Raw genomic sequence first — 20,976 nt, forward strand, 5'->3', positions numbered from 1 at the left:
GGTTTAAGTTAAGGGTTATTCTACCAATATCTCTCTCTTTCCTGAGTAACTCGGAGCGCTGACAATGCCTTCTTTCTCCATTCTTTCAACAATATTTGCAGCTCTGTTATAGCCTATTCTAAGCTGTCTTTGAATATAACTAGTTGAAACCTTTTGATCCCTCTGAATGATGGCTACTGCTTGCTTGTATAGATCGTTCTCTTCATCTTCTGTTTCACCTTCTGATTCCGCGAAAGAATTTTCATCTTCTTGAGTGATTTCCTCCATGTAGTTTGGCTCACCTTGCGTTTTTAGATGATCAACTATATTTTGCACCTCATCATCACTTACAAATGGACCGTGAACTCGAATAATCTTACCACCAGAGGCCATATAAAGCATATCACCCATACCGAGCAATTGTTCAGCCCCTTGTTCACCAAGTATTGTACGGCTATCTATCTTAGAAGTAACAGCAAAACTAATTCTCGTTGGAAAGTTTGCTTTTATCACACCTGTTATCACATCTACAGATGGGCGTTGTGTTGCCATTATGATGTGTATTCCTGCAGCACGAGCCATCTGAGCTAAACGTTGAATAGAGCATTCTATATCTTTGCCAGCAACAAGCATTAAATCTGCCATTTCATCTACAATCACCACAATATACGGAAATGTCTCCATTTTAATCGGTATTTTTTCAAACAAAGGTTTACCAGTTGTTGAGTTAAAGCCAATCTGTACAACACGTTCCAATTCTATTCCGCTATTCATCGCTTCTGTAATTTTTTGATTATAGTTTATTACATTCCGCACATTTAAATATGACATCATACGATAGCGATTTTCCATCTCTTTCACGATCCACTTAAGAGCAATAACAGCTTTTTTTGGCTCTGTTACCACTGGTGTTATTAGATGCGGTATTGCATCATATATTGAAAGCTCAAGCATTTTTGGATCGATCATTATCATCTTGCATTCATCAGGACTTAGTCGATAAACAAGCGACAGAATCATCGTGTTAATTGCAACCGACTTACCTGACCCTGTAGTTCCGGCAACAAGCAAGTGGGGCATTTTAGTCAGATCTGCAATAACTGGTTTTCCGCTTATTTCCTTGCCAAGCGCAATTGGAAGATTTAAGTTTGCATTTTGGTATTCTGGCGATTCAAGTAAATCACGCAGCATCACAATCTCTCGCTCCTTGTTTGGCAATTCTATTCCCATGGCATTTTGTCCACGAATTATTGAAATACGTGCAGAGAGTGCACTCATTGAACGTGCAATATCATCTGCAAGACCAATTACTCTTGCAGATTTTGTACCTGCTTGTGGTTCAAGTTTGTATAAAGTCACAACCGGTCCATAACATACACTTATAATTTTTCCTTGCACGCCAAAATCACTCAGCACCTGTTCGAGCAGAGATAAATTCTTATTGCTCTCTAATGCATTCAACTGTTTTCTCTGCATAGATTCTTCTACTTTAGAAAGTAAGTGAATGCTTGGAAACTCAAACTCGCTAGAAGGTGGTTTAAAAATCTCTTCGGTAGCTTTTTTCTGTCTTTCTTTTGGTTGTTGTCTAGTGGTTCTATATTTTCCCTCTATTACTAATGGTGCTATTGAATAATCAGTAGTTTTACGTAACCTGAAAAACAGAAACTTTGCAAAAAAGGAAGCTATTTTTTTGCATAGGAAAAGTAAAGAATAAACTGTTCTCTTCCAACCAACCAACCCTACAACACCTATTGATGCTACTACTGTGAATATGTAAAATGGGCAGTGGTCAATTAGAGCATTACCGACTATTCCACCGTGCATGTATCTAGCAGTAATGCCAAGCGAAAGTTGCGACAATATAGCATATATTGCTACATTGATTAACGTTAGGTAGATAATTTTCAGCAATGATGCTCTGAAAATTAAAAAGTAAACTATGGTTGTAGCTATTGTAATACTAGCGAGTCCAAAAAATTGAACTAATATATCAGCTAAATATGAACCTACTATTCCACCTAAATTTGTTACTTTCTCATCTGTAGCTGTATTTAAGGATGGATCTTGATAATTATAGCTAAAAACCGATATATATATATACATTAAGAGTGACAAGTATATCGCTGATTTTAGCTGTTTTTTTAACATCTACTTAAAGTAATAAGTAATTGTATATTTTACAAAGTGAATTGCTATTATCAATATCATGATGGATAGATCTAATCCATTGAATGGTTGTATATACCTTCTGATAACCTTTAGTGGAGGATGGGTAAGTCTGTTTAAAGTTTGCATTATGCTGCTTACAATCTCATTATACATGTTAACTACATTCAATTTAATCAACAAATCGAGAGCAACTGAGCATATTAGAACGAAGCTGTAAAGATCAAGTAACAGGTTAAGCAAGTATATGATTGGATGCATATTACTAATTTATACTAAAACCTATTATGTGTAGTGATATGTATAAAATCAAGCCCCACAATAATTTTTATGCTGACACAGGTGTAAACAATAACTGATTAGTCTGTTTATCAACTGATATGTCTACAATTTGCTGCTTTGGATTTCCTTTACTGTAAAATTCTTCAATTTCCTGCAGTGCCAATGTTACATCTCGAAGCAAAATTGATGTTTCACAGCTATTTGGAACTTGCTCTCTAAAATATCCACTGGCTGAATAATAATAGATGGCAAGGTTTATCAAATCAAGCACATCATTTCGTTCTAATTGCGCAATGCCTGTTTTAGAACAAAAACCAACCACTCCAATATTAGCATCAAAAAATATGTATCTATTGTTTTCTCCCTTATATATTAGCATAGCATGCCCGTCTTTATTGAGCTTTCCATCTTTATAATAATAACGGCGGCGGCAGCTAAACATTATATAATGCTCTGATTCTGTATTATCTAATGCATGCTCAAGTTGCTTTTGAGAAATGTAAGCTTGTTTTTTTGTTTTAGGATCAAAGGAAAATTTTTGTTTATTCAGCAAAGTATTATCAGACAAAGCAAAACTTTTACTCTTTTTAGCATCATAAAGACATAAAATAGGCAAGCACTCTGATAGAACCAGTATCAAATGTAACTGCCGTTCTTTTTCTTCCTTGCCATTAAGGTAATCTATAATATCTTGCTCGGTTATTTCGTTATTTAGTCTATTAAAAAAGCTTAAAAAGTCTTCTCTACTTTCTAGCTTCATAGAAACAATTAAGTTACTTAATGGATTACATAATCCGTTTTGAGGATTAAAGCCTAGAATTTTTTTATACCATCCACTCAATGTTGGCATATTCCCTATGGCTGTGGAAATATGTCGATTTAATTTGAATATGATGCCATCTTCTCTCTTAAATTTTTGTGTATACTCTTCATAAGCCGACTTTACCTGAGCATATGATATTATTTCTATGTAGTGATATTTCCCTTTGCTGTCTTTATAAATTCCTTCTATATTACAAGCAATGCCATTCTCTATATCTTGCGTGATAACAAAGTCTTCAGTTTCAATAGTTTGGTTTAAAAATTCTGCAATATCTCTTTTCGAAAAAGTTCGATCAAAGGTTTTTCCATTAGCGTTTTTGAAAAAGACTCTGACCTCATCTCCTTTGAGAAGATGAATTTTTGATATTTGCGATCCACAAATATCATTGACGTACTCTTTTATATATGTTGACATTACTTATACCTAATATTTTAATAGTATATTAAGTATAGCATAAAATATTAAAAATTTAAAGATTTTTATTAAAATTTAATAAGATATTGTAATCTTTGGTTCCAAGTAGATAAAAAACTTATTGATAAATTAACGGAGAGATGTGTACTGTATGAATAGCTTTTTGATCATGTTTATTACATGCAGGATAAGTGTTCAGGTACGCAGCGCTTCTTTTCTTGTCACCTCTTGTTACCTAAATAGCCTCTGTTCAAGTAGCCCCTTTGTTGTCATCCCAGTGCCCAGACACTGGGATCCAGATTGGCACTAAGTTGGTAAATATGAAAGCGCTTTACAACGTTTTTTATGTGAAAGCCAATGTCAGCTACTCAAATGATACCATTTGTTATAAACTCACTTTTACTCTATGGTCTTGTCGATATCCTGAACAGATACAATATTTTTTATTTATAAAATGAAGTAACTACTTATCGTAAAGTTGATCTATAGATATAATACTACCATTTGATGATTTTTCAGCACATTTCTCACTTTCATACTCTTTATCAGAATCAACTCTAAATACTAAAGTATCTCCTGACATTTTATCATGAAACTCACTAATAGCAAAAAACGGCACAGTGACTTGTTCTTGTTTTCCACTAAAGCTCAAACTGACGCTAAACTTATCCTCAAGAACTTTTAGACCATAAAATTGGTGCTGTAATATAATAAGCATTTGAGTAGGATATGATTCTTTCAAGTAATCTGGTATGACAACACCGTTAAATCGCGTAAAAAACAGTATCTCTAAGTAAGGAGTAAAATCATTATCTAATATAGTATTCAAAGCCTTTTTGACAATTTGAAATTTGCTAGAACTAAGCAACTTCCGATAATCTGTTTTATCCATATAACCCTTACATGTTTGGGGGAACTTCTGTTACCCGGTGTTCCCTAAACCGTGCTTATAGCAATGAAGTTATAGTGCCTAAATTAAGCAGCTAATGCAACATTGTCTTCAGCAGCAAAGTTATCGTTTGCATCTAAATTATGAACTCTTAGCGGTGGTATCTAACCGAGCAAAGCTACCATCTTTACTATGCATGTCGATCCTTATTCGCCCCCGTATCAAAAATATGGTGGAGGCGCCGAGCACTGCCCTCGGGTCCAATACACCTATTACAAGGTAATTTTATTGCCATAGTGTATAAAAAACACACACTCCCATTATACAATAGTATTAAATAAATGTCAAGTTATTGAACTCCAAATTGATTGGCAACTAAAAAACTAATATAAAAATTACTTCGCCTATTTATATAATCTTAGTATACTCACAGTAGAGGTATTTTTAGAGCTCAAAATCTATCTTCGTCTGCAGACTTTTTTATCAAATAATCAAACTCAGTAAAGAATGTAGCGTATCTTCTTCAGCGCAAATGGGTGCACACATATGCTTAATCTCTGTCGTATGTGCGTTACATTTTTTCTGAATCTTTTCTACGATGAGGGTAAATTTGGCTCTTTTTGCAGCTGTATATATTTTAATTAGCAATAAAATAGACATAAGGTTTCTATAGCACAAATGCTTTTGATAAAAGCTTTTTAAGCGTCTAGTCCTATTTCTTATATAAAAGAATTTGATTTATTAATAATATTTCTATTGATATTTACTACTACATATAGTAGTATAAATTAGTTCTTAGTATTAAAATCTTCTTCTTATGAAGAAAAGTAGAGAGATCTTTAACAAAAGTAATACTAATCTTCTGGTTATTTCAACAATAGCTGGTGTAGCTTTCATAGCATCAGTAATGCCCATGATTGCCTTAAGTTTAACGTTACCTACAATCATTATTCTATGTGTTGTTGCTCTATTATCTGCTGTGGTTGGTATTTTTTCAATGTATTATGCTATTAGAAACAACATTAACAGATTGGGAAATGTGCTTGATATAAACAATCTCTATGCAAAGAAAGTAGATATAAAATTCTCACAAGGTGACATAATAAATGTAACCTCTAACTATAAATATCCCCTAACTGCAAAAATTCAAAAAGAGTTCGATGGGTTATGTGATATACTTTGCAATTATGTTACTGAACACGATTTACTACTTGATATAGGCTCATCACAAGAACTTACAGAAAAAAGTAGATATGAAAACATTCTCAGTGAGCTAGAAACACACACAGTACATTCACACATATTAAAAACCTCATCTTTAATCGAAAAAACATTGGCATTTTTATTTGGAATTTATCCTTGTAATATATTAACATATCCTAATCAACTAAAAATAATCAATTATAATAGTAGTAGTGGGTCTTATTGTATAAAAAAAGAAATACTTGAAAAAGATATTAATAGTATTGGTTCCGGAAATTATATCAAGTTCTGCACTTTTAAAAGAACAACAACTCAATTTCACGGTCATTCTATGTTAATAAGAAAGAATGGAAACAATGATTTTACATTTTTTGACCCTAATGATGGTATTAGATTTAACCTTACACTAAGTGAATTAGTAGCAGTTCTAAATAAAAAAATGTTCGATCATAAAAAAATGTGGTCTCATAATGATGTTGCTTTTATTGACAATACGAAGTTCTTAAAGAAAATTCAAAGCTACCCAAGCCAAGAATTGACACCTACAAATGTGAATATAGCTAAAAATGGGATCAAGGTCAATTGCAGTGTTTAATATACTGAAAGAATCGGATTTACCTTAAGTGACCAACTGTTAAATAAAAAATTTATGTCTTAAAAGGATCATACACATCAATTTTTTTAGGGTCGCTTTTTTTCATTTTCTCACTCAATAACCTCAGAATGGGCTGTAAATCATCGTCGATTGATAAGCACAGTACTTCTCTATCAAGATAATTGGCTAAATGATTCTTCTTCTCAAGAATTTCTGTTTCTTCCAATAAGTCACATTTATTTAACACTACAATTTCCTCTTTTTCAACAAGATCGCTATTGTAAAGCTTCAGTTCATTATGCGTACAATTATAAGCTGAAATAATGTCATCGTGAGTTACATCAATTAAATGCAGTAAAATTTTGCACCTTTCTATGTGCTTTAAAAATTTGTGTCCGAGCCCAACTCCAAGATGAGCATCAGCGATTATTCCAGGAATATCTGCTATTACAATTTCGCTATAATCCACTTTTGCTACACCTAAATGTGGTCTTATAGTAGTAAATTCATAATCGCCTACTTTCGTATCAGAATTCGAGCAGCGGGTTAAAAATTTAGATTTACCTACATTTGGCATACCAATAATGCCAACATCAGATAAAACTTTTAGCTTCAATATTATATTTCTTTCTTCACCGGGCTGACCATGGGTAAAATGTCTTGGTGCCCTATTAGTAGCAGATTTAAAGTTAGTATTTCCAAGCCCACCTTTTCCACCTTTCACTACTTGAAATTCCATGTCAGGTTTATCAAGATCTACTATTATTTCCTCACTTTCTTCATCGATTATTTGTGTACCAACTGGAACTTTAAGTATAATATCTTTTCCTGCTGTGCCAGATTTATCTCTACTCGTACCACTTTTTCCACTACTCGCTTTAATATGTCTTCGACAACGAAAATTAAGCAAAGTGTTGAGATTTGCATCACTGATGAAAATTATGTCTCCTCCCCTGCCCCCATTACCACCGTTTGGGCCACCAAATTCAACGAATTTTTCTCGACGAAAACTAGCGCAGCCATCGCCACCATCACCTGCTTTTAAATATAATTTAACTTCATCTATGAAATCCATGCCAACCCACGATAATATTTAGCATTTTCTCCTAATGAACTTTCTATTCTCATCAATTCATTATACTTTGCAAGCCTATCAGAACGCGACAGCGAGCCAGTCTTTATTTGCCCACAATTCGACGCAACTGATATGTGGGATATCGTTGTGTCTTCTGTTTCACCTGAGCGATGTGAAATAATAGCCCTGTAGCCATTTAATTTTGCCATTTCAATAGCAGCAAAAGTTTCCGTAAGTGTTCCTATCTGGTTTGGCTTGATTAGTACAGCATTTGCCATTTTCTCCTCTATTCCTTTACTTATTAGTTTACAATTTGTAACAAATAAATCATCTCCAACCAATTGAACTTTATTCCCAAGTTTTACAGTAAGTAATTTCCAACCTTCATAGTCGTCTTCATTCATTGCATCTTCTATAGAAATTATTGGATATTTGCCTACAAGGTCAAAATAATACTGAACCAATTCCTCTGAAGTGAGTTCTCTGTTTTCAAATTTATAAACTCCATCTTCATAAAAAGTAGATGCAGCAACATCAAGACCCAGTGCAAAGTGATTTTTCATCGAATAACCGGCAGATTCAACAGCCTGAATTATCAAATTAAGAGCTTCTTCAGTGCTTCCAATGTTTGGTGCAAAACCACCTTCATCTCCTACGTTTGTACTATAACCTTTTTTCTTAAGAATGCTGCGCAAGTTATGAAATACCTCTGCAGATATTCTTATTGCTTCACTGAAAGTTTCAGCACCAACAGGAAGAATCATAAATTCTTGAAAATCGAGTTTATTATCCGCATGTACTCCACCATTAATGACGTTAATTAGCGGAACTGGCATCTGCTTCTCCCCTACGCCCAAATATTTATATAACGGTGTTTTGAAACTGTTTGCTGCTGCTTTTGCAACAGCAAGAGACACACCCAAAGTTGCATTTGCTCCAAGTTTAGATTTATTTTTTGTTCCATCTAGTTCAATTAAAACTTTATCAATTGCACTCTGGTTTGCTGCATCCATGCCAATGATTTTATTTGCTATCACTTCACTCACAGATTGAACAGCTTTCAGCACTCCTTTACCACAATACCTTTTTTCATCTTGATCTCTCAGCTCCAATGCTTCTAGTTTACCGGTCGAAGCCCCAGAAGGGACAGCGGCTCTACCTGTTGCTCCATCACATAGTTCTATTTCTACCTCAATTGTTGGGTAACCCCTGCTATCTAAAATTTCTCTTGCAAATACACTGCTGATCGTCTTTTTCATCATGCTAAACCTCCACTAGATTCACAATTGTGTTCACGTTCGGGAAATGTCACCCCAGCGCTGTAACATTTCAGTGTACGAACATTGTAACCTACAGATAAACAGATAATTTGAGTAGCAGATGGTGTCATTCCAGTGCTTGACACTGGAATCCAGTTTTTATTATACAGCCACTTATTTAAAGTTAAGTCTTCTGGATCCCAGTGTCTGGGCACTGGGATGACACCATTCTTAATGGAAGCTATCCCCATATCGCAATGTCTGTACAGTTGTTTGCCTAGACAATGGGATCCAGTTTTACTACACAATTTTATCATATAAATCACCAATGCTTAAGTTTATTTTACTAGCAGCAGCTTTGCAGTTTCTTTCGCTAGTTTAGCTATATTACTACCAGCACCAATAAATAATACTACATCTCCTGAACTTGTCGAATTACTAATAAAATGTGAAATGAGTAAAGCATCATTCATAATCTTCACATCATTAAACCCATTACTGATCAAGGCTTTTTGTATATCATCAATTCCACAGCCAGGAATAGGCTTATCTTCTGGAGGATGGACAGGAGTGAGAATTACATAATCAAACATCATGAAAATTCGTACGAACTCATCAAAAAAATTACGAACACGAGCAAAACGAAGCGGCTCGATAATTCCTGTTACCTTTCCTTTAGTGGTCAAACGTGCTGCTGCCAGGGTTGCTTGTATTTCATTTGGATGATGAGCATAGTCCTCAATTAACTTAACACCTTTAATATCGGCAATTAAAGAAAATCTCCTTGCTACTCCTTTAAATTCCAAAAGACCTTTTTTAATCTCTTCATCACTAATTCCAAGTTTCACTGCAACTGATATTGCAGCCAGGGCATTGCTAACTTTATGCATTCCTATTGCATTTGATAGCACTACATTCTTTATAATTCTGGTACAAGGTTGAACATCTTCTTTTTGTCTTTCGAGAGCGAGTTCTTTTAATCGAAACACTATATGTACATTATCATCATCAATTTCAATGCGTTGAACTAATTTTCTAATTATATTAAGTTTAGTCTCCCAATCTGCCTCTGATAAATCACACTTTTCCTTCGTTATGTGCTCTCTTACCATCTTAACTTCTTCCCATACTACCTCTTCTAGTATATCCGCGCGTATTGATTTGCTGTTACATTCACCAAAACGTTTTCCAGGACAACGATAGTAACTTCTTCCTCCCTTAGCATTACTCATTCCATAATAAACGGATTTGCAACACTGACATATCACTAACCCTTGTAATAAGTATTTTCTTCCACTTTGTTGCATTTTTTCTATTTGTAGCTTTTCTTTTTCCACACTGTATCTCTACGACTTATATATATTTTGCCTATAGTAAAATACGCACATAATGAGCCAAATCAAGGAAAGTGCAAACCAAGTAATTGCGTATTCAAGATGCTTTATTGGCTGTATAGTCAATTTGCCACCAAAATTATCTTGCCACAATATACATTTCTCTAGCTTAATACCTAGTTCATTGGAGATCTCTTCTGTACTTAGGGTAAACCATGTATTTGAAGCAATATCATTTTTGATAAACCAATTTTTGCTACCATCACAATACAAAACGCCATCAGCAGCTACTTTTTCAATTTTTGCTTTTTCTTCTTTTTTTTCTCTGACTATTCCTTTATTTATTAACATGTAATGTCCATTGATAAGCAACATAGGAGACAGCACATGATAGCCACGTTGACCTGCGAAAACATATAGTTCTATATCACTTAAAATTCCGTCGATTTTAACGTTTCTGTAGTTAAACTTTGAAAGATTATCACTAGGCAGTAGATGAATAACTGGAAGATCCATATTTTTGATAATATTATTCTTCCAGCTCAATCTAAATAACTGCCATAACCCGAGTGAAAAAAGAAGTAAAAAAGGTATAATGAAAATAAATACTGTTTTTCTTAACACTCTATATTTGTGTTCTCAAGTAATTTTCAATACCCATAAGCTCAATAAGGTCAATCTGTTCTTTGATCCAATGTAAGTGCTCTTCCTCATTTTTCAGTAGTCCTTCTAATAACATTACACTCACGAAATCCTTTTCTTTTTCAGCAACGGAAATTGCCTCTTTGATGCCCTTGATACCTTCTTCTTCTAAGTTAGAATTATCTTCTAAGATTTTCTGCATTGTATCTTTTGTGAACTTTCCTTCATACTTTGAGATTTTATTTGTATCTTGAAAATTTGGCATGCCCTTAAGCAGTAAAATTCTTTCTGCCAGCCTATTTGCATGCTCAAGTTCTTCATTAAGCTCCTTTCTCATCTTTTCTGCAAGTTTATTGATTCCGCTATTTTTAAGAATCGCAGAATGCAAAAGATACTGGCGTACAGAAGTCAGCTCATTTGTAAGTAATTTATTTAAATGTTCTACTATTTCTTTATTCATAACCTTTCTTTAGCTAATATACCAATGTAATCTACATAACAATCAAGGCAACATCAATTCATTTTTCTCACAACAATCGTATCAAATAGCACATCATGAAATGCCTGTTTCCTCTGAGAGAAGCAAGCAACTAAATACCAACTGAAGGTAAGCATCACTATAATCACTTCTAGTGTACTTAAAGCATTTACTGATGTTTGAAAAAGTTTGATAAAGGTGATAATTGAATTATTTAGCATAGGAAGAAAAAACTGAGAGATAGTGCGATCAAATGCTAAGCTCAAACCTATTTTAGAACTATCTAAAGTGATAGTATATATATTCATTAACTGTTGACCAGGAGTTGCTTGAGCTGTTGAAGATATAAAATATGTAAAGTAGCCACAATTTATACACATGTATGACAGGTGTAAAATTAATGGAAAATCCCCTAATGACAACACAATTAGTAAGGTTGGAATTAATAAAATTGCTACATCTATTAAATATGCGCAAAAGCGCCTGTGTACACTAGCGATCTCTGTCATTACCACCTATCTTTCAAATACTTTACTATGAATTCTGTAAGTTTATTAAAATGTTGAAAATATAACAAATCTTCATAACCTCTTATTGATTGTCCGTATACAATAGGTAAGCAATTTGCATTTTGTGCACATAGAATGTCTGTGATGCTATCACCAACAAAAAACACATTTTCTCTATTTATAGGTAACGTACTCTCCTCCAGTGCAAATAGCAGTGGAGTTGCAGATGGCTTATCTTCTGCAGTATCACATGAGCCAACTATTCTTTCAAAGTAAGAATCTAGTTTAAAATAGGCAACTTCTTGACGTAAATTAGTATTTTTCTTATTGCTCACTATTGCTAGGTAAATATTGTGGCTTTTGAGTGTCTGCAGCATTTTCTCTACTCCTTCGTTCAGAGTAATATTTTGTAACAGTGCATCATCTAGGTATTTTTGATATATCTGATTCGCTTTTTTCCACTGATCACCAAACAAATTGACCATGTAGCTCTTTCTTGATTCATGAGAATTTCTATCAGCAACTTTGTTGCTGCACCCCATTGAACTCAAGGTATGCTGAATGGCATTAGAAATATTATCTTGAGTGTCAACTAAGGTATTATCCCAATCGAATACTACTGCTAACGGGCTATTTTTCATTTTTATATTGTGACGTATTTTAAGTTAATAAGTAAATGATATTTTGATGAAAAAAGCATAAATGAGGTGCTCCTTGTGTCTTAACCATTTTTACATAATTAACTAATATACTGATTTTAGTATAAGCTTTTATTTAGTTGGGTATGACACAGCTTAAAGATACACAAGATATTGAGAAGAAATTCAAGGATGTCTTTGCTGGTGCTTTTCCAGAAGGTACGTCGCTGGAAGATAAAGTGAAGATTATCAATGATTTCCGCCAGTAACTTAAAGCTTACAAAAGGCAAGTAACCAAAGAAAATCCCGGGAAAAGGTTAAAAGATATTTCTGCAGCAGATAATTCTTCACTGGGAGATAAAATCAAGACTATTGCAAAATTAAATCGTAGTCTTAGAGATCGAATGAACCGTGCAGCTAAAAAAGTAGCTAAAGATTTTGAAAAGATCGTCGAATTGAATCGGGAACTTAAAGATGTTTTTCCAGAAAATTCTTCATTGGAAGATAAAGTAAAAATTATTGTTGAATTGCACCGGGAGCTTAAAGCTCAAAAAGGGCGTAAAGATGAAGTGAAGATTATTAAAAAATTGATTCATAATCTTGAAGGTCGAATGGATCGTGCAGCCAAAAAAATAGCTGAAGATTTTAAAAAGATTGCTGGATTTAAACAAAAATTCGAAGGAAAAGACGTTTTTACAAGTAAAAAAGTTGCAGAGTTTGAAAGTAATAAAAAATCTCAAACTACATTAGAAGGCAAAATTTCTGATCAAAATAAACAAGAAAAGATTTCTGTGCAAACAGACAAAATTCGTGACTCAGTTAGCGAAACAAATACTTCTGGAAGATCTGTTTCAGAAGATAGAAACTTTCAACAAGAAAAGATTTCTGTTCAAACAGATACAGTAACTAAGTTACAACCTTCAGTAAGCAAAGATCCTATAAAAGATAAACCTAGCGACAAAAAGCCTGAAATTTCGTTAAAACAAGTCTCAGTGGATAGGAATGCTACAGAAAAAAAATCTAATAATAAAAAATCTCAGTTAAGTGAAAAGAAAAATATAGCTCAATTGAAAGAAAATCAAAAAGAAGAAGGCTTTTTGGTACGTTTTCTGAAGAAAATATTCAAAGAACTTTTTGGTAAAGATAAAAAGAGTGTAGAGGATATAAAAGGAACTACTCAAAAAAGTACGCCAAATGATGAAGGGCAACAACAAAATGAGCTCCTTTCAAATCAAGACCAAAGCGCAAGTGAAGGTTTAAAGCAAATTGATAATTCATTGGTAACTCCTGTCACGAAAGTAGAAAAAACAAATACAGACCATAAAAGATAATTCGCCTTAGATTTCTTGCATAGTCTGGGGTCCAATTTGTCATCCTATGGCTTGACCATAGCTAAAAATCTAGATTCCAGCGTCACGCTCTAACTTAAATTGTTCATAAAATTTGTTTCGGCAAACCTAATTTGGGTTAACTATAGAAAGCAAAACAGACACAAATCAGGAAAAAAAATTAATAGAATTCCTGTTTTTATAATAAAAATAATTAATTTTTAAATACTTTATATTGATTTTATCATTAAATCTCATATAATATTAATATATTAACTTTGATGGTGGTAAAGAAATGCATGGTAGTATAAGCGACGAAGTGGTGAAAAATTTAAACAAGTTAATTAACTCTCACTAAACAAATAAATTTAGAAAAGCATTTAATAACCTTAGCACTAACCATAAAAATCAATATATAAAGCATGTTAAAGAAAAGCCTCAAGGCTCTTCAGCTATGTCCGGCATACTAAATTCACTAAGGAAAGATAAAGGTGAAGGTGAAGCACTTAAAATCTTCAAGGAGTTACTCCAAAAGGATAAGGAGTCTGCTTTCAATACACTCGATTGTATTAATCCCACATCGACTTTATTTAAAATTCTATTTAATCAACTGAATCCCCAACAAAAAGAAGATTATAAAGTAAATTTAGAGACAAAATCAACTGTCAAAGCTAAGCTTGTCCTAAAGAATTTTTACTTAAGCAATAAAGAGAGTTCAAACAACTTAAGTACTGAAAACTCCAATGAACCGTTAGTACAAAACAGAGATGATTTGCCAGCAGCACATTTCTCTCTTATATCTCCTGCGTTCGAGGAAACAGTTGTTGAACATACATTTGATACTAGACTAGAACTTTCTTCTGACAAAGAGAATCAATCATGTAGCCAAACAGTAATTCCATTTCTGGGTTTTGCTGAATTCCATAATCAATTCCGCAATACTGTAACAGAAAATTTGACAGTTAGTAGTAGTTTAACGTCGAATGAGCATATATCAGATAGCCTAGAAGGTGAGCAATTATCCCCAGAGTATTATAACTATTTGATAAATGGAGTAACTAGTCTGCAATCCTCAAATGTGAATCCATTGCCAGAGTTCAGTTTCTCTCTAAGCTCTGTTACGCTAGATGAGATGGTTAAGAGATATGGCTTTAATCACAATGACCACGCTCTAAGTGATTTAGAAGAGGTATATGTAGAGCAACCAGCAAAGTTCCATACATATTACCACAATTAACTAGGGACAAAAAAAGGTGGTAGATTAACCTACCATCTCCTCTGGTTTCACTATCCTTTCAAACTCCTCCTCAGTGAGCAGTTGAAGTTTTGCTGCTGCTTCTTTTAGAGTGATATTTTCTTTATAAGCAAGCTTCGCTATTTTTGCTGCATTGTCATATCCTATATGCGTATTTAATATAGTAACTAGCATTAACGACTGATTTAGTAAATCCTTTATTCTTTCTTCGTTTGCTTTAATATCAACTACGCATTTCTCTGCAAAATTTAAACTTGCATCAGCTAAAAGTCTTATAGACTGCAAAACATTGTAAATTATCACCGGCTTAAACACGTTCAATTCAAAGTGACCATTTGAGCCACCAATTGTCACGGCAACATGATTTCCCATAACTTGAGCACATACCATAGTCACTGCTTCGCATTGAGTTGGATTCACCTTACCCGGCATGATTGAAGAGCCAGGCTCATTTTCTGGTAACATTATTTCTCCAATCCCGCATCTTGGACCAGAACCAAGTAGCCTTATATCATTTGCAATTTTCATCAAGCTTACTGCTACTGTATTGAGTGCTCCACTGAGCTCAACTAAAGCATCATTTGCTGCTAGTGCTTCAAACTTATTTTTTGCTGAAATAAATGGAAAATTAGTGATTTTTGCCACTTCTTTAGCAAAATCCTCAGCAAAACCCTTTTTAGTATTGATTCCCGTGCCAACCGCGGTACCACCTTGTGCAAGTTCATATACATTGCTTAGAGTTGACTTTACTCTCTCTATTCCCTTTTTAATCTGAACTGCATAGCCAGAAAATTCCTGCCCAAGTGTTAGAGGAGTTGCATCTTGCAGATGAGTACGCCCTACTTTTATTATATCTTTAAATTCATGAACCTTATTATTTAGCGCTTTATATAATTCTTCAAGATTGGGAATAAGCAAGCGGTCTATTTGTTCTGCTACTGCTATATGCATTGCTGTTGGAAAAGTGTCATTTGATGACTGACCACAGTTTACATGATCATTTGGATGCACTGGAGACTTACTACCTAAATCACCGCCCAAAATTTCTATTGCACGATTGCTGATCACTTCATTCACATTCATATTGGTCTGCGTTCCAGAACCGGTTTGCCAAACAACAAGCGGAAATTGATTATTAAATTTACCGTCTATTACCTCCTGTGCCGCTGTGCAGATTGCATCCCCTACTCTATTATCTATGCTACCCTGTTTCATGTTAACACGTGCTGCTGCAAGTTTTACTATTGCTAGCGCTTTAATCAGGGGCTCTGGCATTTTCTCTGTACCAATTTTGAAATTTTCCAAAGAACGCTGAGTCTGCGCTCCCCAGTAATGTTCACTTGGTACTTTTACTTCTCCTAAGCTATCTGATTCTATTCTAACTTTTTTATCCATATTTCCTCATTCTAGTGCTTGACACTACATATATGAATTAATTAAATCAAATTGTATTTCAGTGTCAAGTTGAGACATTTTTAGTGAAGACCTTAGAAAATTTTCAAGCCATATCTTTTGCTTCTATTATTTTTTTATTGTTATTAAGGCAATCATGCAACCTTAAGCAATAAACCTACTTTCACTCTCTATAAGGCTATTCTACTTAGAGCTTGAATAGTGAAAACATCTTTAAGCGCAGAAGCTATACCTGTGTTTGCTTTCTCTTTTTTTACTTCTACAACTGTATAACCAAAAATTGCACCTAACGCTAGACTAATGGTAGCTGATGCTGCACAAACTGCAATCGCTGCTCCCGCAGAACATGATATTGTCATACCTGCAACATAACCTATTGCACCACTCACGCCAATGCAGACGTATTTCTTCCGCAGTTCTTTTTGTATGTAACCTTTCAGATATTCTTTTACATCTAAATGCCCGTTTCTAGTAGCATAATTCAGAGCAGTGTTCTCATAGTTATCTTTCACGTTAACATTTGCTTTTGCTGTTTCTATCAGGTACTTTACTACCTCTAAATAGCCACTTCCAGCAGCCCACATTAGAGCAGTTCTTCCATAGTTATCTGTTGCATTAATATCCTCTTTCTGTTTTTCTATCAGGTATCTTACTGTTTCTAATTGACCACTTTTAGCAGCTGAAAATAATCCTGCATGATTGTTAATCATTTGTGCAAATGATAATGTTTTTAGTGTAGGGGGTTGTAACTCTTGAGTATTAAAGTTTAATTGTGCTGGAACAATTTCTACCTCAAGTTCCACATACTCTCTTATGAAACGATCAAGTAAGCTTTTTACCTGATCAATTGTTTGAATTCTTACCTTATAATACCGCGATAAAGAATTGATTATTTCCCTGTTGTTAAGAAAAAATATCACTAATTCTATTTTACCTGTTAAATCTTTAGCATAGATTGAGTATTCTATATTTAATCTATCTTGTGAAATATTTCGTATTGTCTCACTCTCTGTCCAAATTCTTACCTGTTCATTAATTCTCTTATCTTACAAGAAAATTATATAATTCACTATCTTCTTCCTTCATTTTATTGAGCTCATCCTTACAGTCATACCAATAAGATGATAACTCTGGTATACAAGTAGGAAGAGGCAAGCGAGGTATTGACATATCAAGATTAGCTATTAAATGATATCTAGTTAGAAGCTTTGCTATCTCCGTATGGCCATTTACAATAGCATATGTTAGGGCAGAGAATTGACCTTTACGTTTCACATTTAAATCAGCTCCATTTGCTATTAGAAGTTGTACTACCTCAAGATGACCATGGGCAGCAGCATGAATTAGAGCAGTTATGTTTCCCGGAGATTCTGCATTAACATTTGCTCCCTCTTCTATCAAGTATTGTAATATCTCTAGTTGACCATTGTCAGCAGCCCATATTAAAGCAGTTCTCCCATAATCATCATCTATTATTGTATTAATAATTGCTCCACCCTGTATAGCTTGCTGAACAAAATCTAGCTGTCCTTTTTTAGCAGCATCAATTAGCTGCGCATTTAGCTGTTTTTGTGATGGCATATACCCCTCCTAAAATAAATATACAATTTAAAGCTATTTTAGCCACTATTCAAGTTTTAATGGCTAAAATTGATTGAATCACTTTTTAGTGTTTTTTTATGGTTGTTTGAGTCTAGCAAAGATGAGTCTATATCACAATCTAGTAATTCTCCTACTGCACTTAGTAAACCAGCTGTACAACCAGCTATTTTGATCTGGATGAGAGGAGATATAATTTATAACCACTCCCCTATCCTTTCTAGTTGTTTGTAGATGTTAAATCTCAGGAATTTATCAAAATAAGGAGAGGCAATGAAGGGAGTAGTATCTCTTAAATAATTAGATAAGAAATCTGGTAGAATATTCTGAAATTCATGCATTTTTTGTCTATAATCTTTCAAAGCAATAACCTTTATTTTATCATAATCAAGTTTCCAATAAGCAAGCTCCGAGACTTCTTTTTTTGTTGTGTATTCCACTGCTAAAGCTTGTAAAATTAATTGCGGGAAAAATCCTGACATAACTTCCTCATTGGAAGGTGGTGAACCAAGTTTATAGTCTATAATTGCTACTTGCCCACCTGGTAGATACTCAACTCTATCACATCTTGCTGTCAATAAAATTTCTTCTGTCATTCGAGTATCTGACCAGCTCTTATTACACAATTGTCTGGTGTGTTCATTTGCAATCAAATTTTCTGGATCCAAGTAGTCAAGCACTGGGATGACACCCTTATTCTTAGTGGAAGTTGTACAGCATCCGCGCAGTTGTGTGTCACGCGCTGGAATATGAAATATCGGATAGGAAAAGCTCTTCTCCAACTCAACTTGATTGTTTCCAGTCCTATCAAACTCAACAAAAGATTGAATTATCCTCTGCAACCTTACCCACCACATATTTGAAAAGTGGAATCGATTAGACGAGAATATTTCTCGTGCAATACTCATCAGCGACTTTTCGTTGCGTAAATATCTTGCAAGAATATTGTGTACCATAGTGCCAAACTCCAATATCGATGGCTTAAAATTCAAGTCTCTCAATTGCTTAAGGCCCAGTATATATTCAACGTAAAACGAATAAGGATTACGAATTAGCTTTTCTATTGCACTGCAAGACATCACTTGCATTTTTTCTTCTCTGACTTTGGCTTGAGGTTTTGGCATAGGCTGAGTACATGGAACAATACACTCAGGTGTATTTAATATTCTTAGCCAATCGCGGTAAGGATATTTTGTTCTTTGCAACAGAATATCCCAACGGTGTAATAGAATTGATTTTCTATCACTAATTAGCCTCGTAATATAAACCTTGCCGGCACCAAATAAATTGCGCAAAGTATACAAAAAGTACCCTTGCTCTTCTTGCACAGAAGGAAGGTTAAATTTTTCTCTATTCAGTGCACTCAAAAACGGATTCTGAAAATTTGGTATATCATTAAATCCAGCAAGTACTACAACCTTATTGTGATATAAGCTGAATTTATCTAAGTTATTTTCTGGAGAAAAAAATTTTCTTTTTAAAAATAATATCAGGATTTGGCTATATAACTCTAAGGAGCATTTTATTGCTACATCTTCACATGCATTTAAGAAATCACGAGTAAAATTACCTATTTCACCATTTAGCTCTAAAAAATTGATATTAGAAAGGACATTAACACACTGCAAATGAGCTGATGCCACATCAAAAATGGGATAATTTACAAGATACAGTAAAGGATTAAATATAATCTTTAACTTACTGATAATAATTAATATATCTTCTTTATGTCTTAGCTTTTTACAAGTATTAATAGCGTTAATAATATCCTTAAGACCATTTGTATTAAAGCTACGCAATACTTCTATCTCAAACTCAGATAAAATACGAGTGTATTCTTCTTGAGTGTAACCAAAAGTCACTAGACTATGTTTGAGTAGCGAAAGCAGTGCCACACTGTTCCAATTTGAGGTCAAAACTTCAATGCTGTAAAATAGGAGCGTTATATAAGAATAGTTTTCCGATATGGTACACGCCATACGATCTGCAAGTAATTTATCAAAGACAAACAAAGAAACGTTTTCATAACCTTCATTCTTTATAATTAGTGACGTCACTTGTGCTTCTTCCTCCCTTGAATCACAAGTGATGACTTCAATATTTTCAATTGATCCGCCACCAACTTCACTTAGATCAGCAGTTGTATCGAAGATATAATCAAGATATTCCTCAGGACTTCCTGTTATCCCAGCCCTTTCTTCTGTCATCCCAGTGCTTGACACTGGGATGACACCAGAACACGCTTCTGACAGAAAACTAACATCCCTTCTATCCACTTTTAAATAATCGAGTAAATCTTTCAGGCAATGTTGATAGTGTTTTTTATCAAGTGATTTCCAATCTTTTTCGTTCATTTTCAAATTCAGGTTAGGTAGAATTATCTTTCCAAATGGCAGGTCATATATAGCCTTAATCAATAACTTGTAGATTTCACCCTTTCCAATTCCAATAAAGATCATATGCTGATCTTTCTGCAGGAAGTTTATCATATTGTTTATGTAGTCATTCTTATGCTTTAGTATATCTATTACTCCCAAACCTTTTAAAGTTTTACTCCAAGTTTTGATAAGTAAATTTATGAAATTCCCTACTTTTTTTGAGTGCTCATCAAGTTGATAATCACCCTCTATTTGGGTATATTGAAGCAATGACGGCAAACTGTAAACCAGATCGATTGGAAAATTATCATTGTTTTTTTTATTCCACTCCAATATAAATTGAATGAGTAGCAGTGTTGTTTTTGTTGGGTTGATAACTTTAACTCTATCAAGATTTAATATTAAATCTTCTTCATCAATATTCTCTAGTGAAACTATCTCTGGCAAAATTATAGCGCTGCAACTCTTGAATGCACCCAGCAATGCTATCACATCCCTCTTGCATGGAAGTATGATCTTTATTTGAGGAATTTCTTTTCTTTCATATTCAGAAAATATATGCTGAACTAGAACATCGAAAAAGGATGCATCTACGTTAATGGTAAAAACTTTTCCCATGAAAAATAACAATTAGTATGATGCATTATTGTACAGCAAAATATAAATGTGCTCTCACTTTCTTATGTTATTATATATCAAATTTTTTAATAATATTGC

19 protein-coding genes, 1 other RNA gene and 1 pseudogene are annotated in these 20,976 nt (G+C 34.0%); 4 read left to right on the forward strand and 17 right to left on the reverse strand.

Annotation, left to right across the window (positions count from 1 at the left end; translation table 11 throughout):
• Positions 1–15 precede the first annotated feature (15 nt).
• The 5 genes from OPS21_RS05470 to ssrA all read right to left on the reverse strand — a co-directional run bounded on the left by OPS21_RS05470 (position 16) and on the right by ssrA (position 4,905).
• Positions 16–2,127, reverse strand: coding sequence for a DNA translocase FtsK (locus OPS21_RS05470; RefSeq protein WP_264337094.1), 2,112 nt, complete (start codon positions 2,125–2,127; stop codon positions 16–18).
• Positions 2,128–2,406 carry a YggT family protein gene (locus OPS21_RS05475; protein WP_264337093.1) on the reverse strand — a complete coding sequence of 93 codons (279 nt, stop codon included), beginning with the start codon at positions 2,404–2,406 and terminating at the stop codon, positions 2,128–2,130.
• Between the two features lie 67 nt (positions 2,407–2,473).
• Positions 2,474–3,664: a hypothetical protein gene (locus OPS21_RS05480; protein WP_264337092.1), complete on the reverse strand. Its 1,191-nt coding sequence runs from the start codon at positions 3,662–3,664 to the stop codon at positions 2,474–2,476.
• Positions 3,665–4,127: 463 nt separating this feature from the next.
• Complete coding sequence (locus OPS21_RS05485) at positions 4,128–4,556, reverse strand: ClpXP protease specificity-enhancing factor SspB (protein ID WP_264337090.1); 429 nt, start codon at positions 4,554–4,556, stop codon at positions 4,128–4,130.
• Between the two features lie 16 nt (positions 4,557–4,572).
• Positions 4,573–4,905: a transfer-messenger RNA gene (gene ssrA / locus OPS21_RS05490) on the reverse strand.
• A gap of 465 nt (positions 4,906–5,370) precedes the next feature.
• On the opposite strand from ssrA, the gene OPS21_RS05495 reads away from it, so the two are divergent.
• Positions 5,371–6,351, forward strand: a complete 981-nt coding sequence (locus OPS21_RS05495) for a hypothetical protein (RefSeq protein WP_264337089.1) — start codon at positions 5,371–5,373, stop codon at positions 6,349–6,351.
• A gap of 52 nt (positions 6,352–6,403) precedes the next feature.
• Here OPS21_RS05495 and cgtA read toward each other — a convergent pair whose 3' ends face one another.
• The 8 genes and pseudogenes from cgtA to OPS21_RS05535 all read right to left on the reverse strand — a co-directional run bounded on the left by cgtA (position 6,404) and on the right by OPS21_RS05535 (position 12,289).
• A complete protein-coding gene (gene cgtA, locus OPS21_RS05500; RefSeq protein WP_264337088.1) occupies positions 6,404–7,426 on the reverse strand; it encodes an Obg family GTPase CgtA in 1,023 nt (340 codons plus the stop codon).
• Positions 7,414–8,688, reverse strand: coding sequence for a phosphopyruvate hydratase (gene eno / locus OPS21_RS05505; protein ID WP_264337087.1), 1,275 nt, complete (start codon positions 8,686–8,688; stop codon positions 7,414–7,416). The genes cgtA and eno overlap by 13 nt, the downstream gene beginning before the upstream one ends.
• A 66-nt stretch (positions 8,689–8,754) precedes the next feature.
• Positions 8,755–8,903: pseudogene (locus OPS21_RS05510) on the reverse strand (WPE palindromic element domain-containing protein); the annotation flags it as partial.
• 120 nt (positions 8,904–9,023) lie between these two features.
• Positions 9,024–10,022 carry a recombinase zinc beta ribbon domain-containing protein gene (locus OPS21_RS05515; protein WP_264337085.1) on the reverse strand — a complete coding sequence of 333 codons (999 nt, stop codon included), beginning with the start codon at positions 10,020–10,022 and terminating at the stop codon, positions 9,024–9,026.
• Between the two features lie 9 nt (positions 10,023–10,031).
• The gene (locus tag OPS21_RS05520) at positions 10,032–10,643 is read right to left on the reverse strand and encodes an SURF1 family protein (RefSeq protein ID WP_039833846.1); all 612 of its coding nucleotides are present in this window, start codon (positions 10,641–10,643) and stop codon (positions 10,032–10,034) included.
• A 1-nt stretch (position 10,644) separates the two neighbouring features.
• On the reverse strand, positions 10,645–11,121 hold the full coding sequence (gene bfr / locus OPS21_RS05525; RefSeq protein ID WP_010406741.1) for a bacterioferritin: 477 nt from the start codon (positions 11,119–11,121) through the stop codon (positions 10,645–10,647).
• A gap of 53 nt (positions 11,122–11,174) precedes the next feature.
• The gene (locus OPS21_RS05530; RefSeq protein ID WP_064085312.1) at positions 11,175–11,648 is read right to left on the reverse strand and encodes an RDD family protein; all 474 of its coding nucleotides are present in this window, start codon (positions 11,646–11,648) and stop codon (positions 11,175–11,177) included.
• Entirely contained in the window at positions 11,648–12,289 is a 642-nt protein-coding gene (locus tag OPS21_RS05535) for an HAD family hydrolase (protein WP_264720076.1), read from the reverse strand. Before OPS21_RS05535 ends, OPS21_RS05530 begins: the two co-directional genes overlap by 1 nt.
• A 143-nt stretch (positions 12,290–12,432) precedes the next feature.
• Between OPS21_RS05535 and OPS21_RS05540 the strand changes: the two genes are divergently transcribed.
• The 3 genes from OPS21_RS05540 to OPS21_RS05550 all read left to right on the forward strand — a co-directional run bounded on the left by OPS21_RS05540 (position 12,433) and on the right by OPS21_RS05550 (position 14,851).
• Positions 12,433–12,555: a hypothetical protein gene (locus OPS21_RS05540; protein WP_264337083.1), complete on the forward strand. Its 123-nt coding sequence runs from the start codon at positions 12,433–12,435 to the stop codon at positions 12,553–12,555.
• 135 nt (positions 12,556–12,690) lie between these two features.
• Positions 12,691–13,617, forward strand: a complete 927-nt coding sequence (locus OPS21_RS05545; RefSeq protein WP_264337082.1) for a hypothetical protein — start codon at positions 12,691–12,693, stop codon at positions 13,615–13,617.
• A gap of 451 nt (positions 13,618–14,068) precedes the next feature.
• Entirely contained in the window at positions 14,069–14,851 is a 783-nt protein-coding gene (locus OPS21_RS05550; protein WP_264337081.1) for a hypothetical protein, read from the forward strand.
• A 24-nt stretch (positions 14,852–14,875) separates the two neighbouring features.
• On the opposite strand, the gene fumC is transcribed toward OPS21_RS05550, so the two are convergent.
• From fumC to OPS21_RS05570, 4 genes are all read right to left on the reverse strand, one after another.
• Positions 14,876–16,264: a class II fumarate hydratase gene (gene fumC, locus OPS21_RS05555; protein ID WP_264337080.1), complete on the reverse strand. Its 1,389-nt coding sequence runs from the start codon at positions 16,262–16,264 to the stop codon at positions 14,876–14,878.
• A 188-nt stretch (positions 16,265–16,452) separates the two neighbouring features.
• Positions 16,453–17,085, reverse strand: a complete 633-nt coding sequence (locus OPS21_RS05560; protein WP_264337079.1) for an ankyrin repeat domain-containing protein — start codon at positions 17,083–17,085, stop codon at positions 16,453–16,455.
• Between the two features lie 238 nt (positions 17,086–17,323).
• Entirely contained in the window at positions 17,324–17,863 is a 540-nt protein-coding gene (locus OPS21_RS05565; protein ID WP_264337078.1) for an ankyrin repeat domain-containing protein, read from the reverse strand.
• 215 nt (positions 17,864–18,078) lie between these two features.
• Positions 18,079–20,877 (reverse strand): PD-(D/E)XK nuclease family protein, encoded by a 2,799-nt coding sequence (locus tag OPS21_RS05570; RefSeq protein ID WP_264337077.1) that lies wholly within the window; start codon positions 20,875–20,877, stop codon positions 18,079–18,081.
• Positions 20,878–20,976 lie beyond the last annotated feature (99 nt).

The sequence above is a fragment of the Wolbachia endosymbiont (group B) of Chorthippus parallelus genome (assembly GCF_947251815.1).
Classification (GTDB): domain Bacteria; phylum Pseudomonadota; class Alphaproteobacteria; order Rickettsiales; family Anaplasmataceae; genus Wolbachia.